Genomic DNA, 2729 nt, shown 5'->3' with positions numbered 1-2729 from the left:
CGATGATGACCATCCCCCCCGCCATATCGGTCATCCGATCTGGATCAGGACTTTGCCGGCATCGACCTTGACCGGATAGGTCTTGAGATTGACGCAGACCGGCGCACCGCGGGCGTCACCCGTCTTGTAGTTGAAGCGCCCATTGTGCTTGGGGCATTCGATGATGTCGTCCATCACCAGCCCGTCGGCCAGGTGCACCTTTTCATGCGTGCAGAGGCCGTCGGTGGCGAAGAACTCGTCGTCGGGGCTGCGATAGATGGCGAAGGTGCGGCCGCCATGGTCGAAGCGCATCACATCCTCCTCGTCTATGTCGCCGGTGGCGCAGGCCTCGACCCAGTCGCTCATTCAAGTCCTCCCAAAAGCAAAAAAGTGCGCAGCGGTTTTCCGTCCGGAATTGCGTTAAATAAACAGTCTAGATCGGATGGAAGCACGATCATTCCGCCGCGGCGGCGATAGTGTCGTTGTGGAATTCCTCGCGATATGGCCGTGCGGTCGGCGGCAGCTCGCGCTTGAGGAAATAGTCCTCGTTGCGCAGCTGGCGCAGGAAGACCGGGATCATCTCGCGGTAGCCGGCCAGGATCGACGGTGTCGGTTCCGGCAGATCGTGCTTGATCAGTTCGTGCAGCCTCGGCAGCGCATGATAGGGCACCATCGGAAACATGTGATGCTCGACATGGTAGTTCATGTTCCAGTAGATGAAGCGGCTGATCGGGTTCATGTAGACGGTGCGGCTGTTCAGCCTGTGGTCGGTGACATTGTCGGCCAGGCCACCATGCTGCAGCAGCCCGACCATGACATGGTGCCAGGCGCCGTAGAGCCTGGGCAGGCCGACCAGCATCAGCGGCAGGAACGAACCGGTGTAGAGCGCCAGCCCGACGGTGGCGGCATAGATCGCCGTCCAGATGCGGGCGACGCGGATCGCCTTGGGCTGCTCCTGTTCTGGAATGAAGGTCTTTTCGGCGGCGCTGACGGTGCCGGCGGCGTTGCGCAGCATATCGCTCATCGCATGCCAGGCGTCGAGCACGCCGACGAAGCCCAGCATGGCGCGAACCAGATCCGGCGGCCGCATCACCGAGATTTCCGGGTCGCGGCCGACGATGATGGTGTCGGTGTGGTGGCGCGTGTGGCTCCAGCGCCAGGTCACCGGATTGCGCATGATCATGAAGCAGGCGATCTGATAGACCGCATCGTTCATCCATTGCGTGCGGAAGGCGGTGCCGTGACCGCATTCGTGCCAGCGTGAATCCGTCGAGGAGCCGTAGAGCACGCCATAGACGAAGAAGAACGGCACGCACCACCATGTGCCCCAGAGCCAGGCGCCGCCGGCGCCACTGACGATCAGGGCGGCGAACCAGATCGCGGTATCGCGGATCGCCGGCCCGTCGGAGCGCTGCATCAGCTCCTTCATCTGCTTGCGCGGTATGTCGGTGTGATACCACTCGGCCGCCGACAGGCCGGTCTCGACGGCGAGCTTGGCGTCGCGGCCGATCAGGCTGTAGTCACGCCGGGACGGCGCAGTGGACATGATTGCCTCCCTCGGCAAAGGCATCCGCCAGAGCGAATGCCATGAAATCCCTTGGCTTCGGGCGTCAAAGTAACGCCGACTGATGATAGACTCAACATCATAAAGATAGTTTCTATCATTTCCCATCAGGATGATGTACGAAGGGCTCGAGCAAACCCGACGAGGCAAGCATGGTGAAGCGGCCGACAATATCCGATCTGGCGCGCATCTCGGGCGTCAGTGTCGCCACCGTCGACCGCGTGCTGAACAACCGGCTGCCGGTGCGCGAAGAGACAGCGCGCCGCGTCTACGAGACCGCTACCGACATCGGCTACCACGCCGCCGGCCTTATCAAGCAGCGCATGCGCCAGGAGTTGCCGGAGTACCGCCTGGGCTTCCTGCTGCTGCGGGGCAACGATGCCTTCTACGGTGACTTCGCGCGGGAACTCGAACTGGCCATCTCGCAATCGCAGCGCTTCCGCGGCGTTGCGAGCATCGATTTCGCCAGCTCCCTGGCTCCCGACGAGATCGCCTCCCAGATGCGCAGGCTGGCGGCGAAATCGAGGGCCATCGCCGTTGTCGGTCCGGACCATCCGACCCTGACAGCGGTCGTGGAAACCTTGAAGGCGAGAGGACAGCCGGTCTTTTCGGTGCTGTCCGACTTTGCCGCCGGCATCCGGGAGGGCTATATCGGCCTCGACAACCGCAAGGTCGGGCGCACCGCCGCATGGATGATCTCCAAGGCAGCCAAGCGGCCCGGCAAGGTCGCCCTCTTCGTCGGCAGCCACCGCTTCCACGGCCATGAGCTGCGCGAGATCGGCTTTCGCTCCTTCTTCCGCGAGCATGCGCCGGAGTTCAGCGTGCTTGAAACGCTGGTCAATCTGGAAGCCAACCAGGTGACCCATGACGCGATGATCGATCTTCTGGCGCGCTATCCGGATCTTGCCGGCTGCTACGTCGCCGGCGGTGGCATGGAAGGCGCGGTCTCGGCGCTGCGGGCAGCGAAGCCCGCGACCATGCCGGTGGTCGTCTGCAACGAGATCAACGCCGAGTCGCGCGCGGCACTCGCCGACAACATCCTCACCATGGTGATCTCGACCCCGCTCGCCGCTTTATGCCGTGAGCTCGTCGACCTGATGGCGCATGCCATCGAAACCGGCGCCGCCAACGCTCCGGGCCAGACCTTTCTGCCCTTCGACGTCTATCTGCCGGAAAACATCTAGCC

At 63.1% G+C, this 2729-nt stretch carries 3 protein-coding genes; 1 reads left to right on the top strand and 2 read right to left on the bottom strand.

The features are described 5' to 3' along the window. Window positions 1-30: 30 nt before the first annotated feature. Window positions 31-345, bottom strand: coding sequence for a MocE family 2Fe-2S type ferredoxin (locus EN925_RS31135; RefSeq protein WP_027161041.1), 315 nt, complete (start codon window positions 343-345; stop codon window positions 31-33). 88 nt (window positions 346-433) lie between these two features. After that, a complete protein-coding gene (locus EN925_RS31130; protein WP_024502008.1) occupies window positions 434-1525 on the bottom strand; it encodes a fatty acid desaturase family protein in 1092 nt (363 codons plus the stop codon). Between the two features lie 170 nt (window positions 1526-1695). Between EN925_RS31130 and EN925_RS31125 the strand changes: the two genes are divergently transcribed. After that, complete coding sequence (locus EN925_RS31125; RefSeq protein ID WP_127388247.1) at window positions 1696-2727, top strand: LacI family DNA-binding transcriptional regulator; 1032 nt, start codon at window positions 1696-1698, stop codon at window positions 2725-2727. The last annotated feature ends 2 nt before the right edge of the window (window positions 2728-2729 follow it).

It is taken from the genome of Mesorhizobium sp. M7A.F.Ca.US.006.04.2.1 (assembly GCF_004022915.1).
In the GTDB taxonomy this organism is placed as follows: domain Bacteria; phylum Pseudomonadota; class Alphaproteobacteria; order Rhizobiales; family Rhizobiaceae; genus Mesorhizobium; species Mesorhizobium ciceri.
This window is presented reverse-complemented; position numbering and strand designations above follow the sequence as displayed.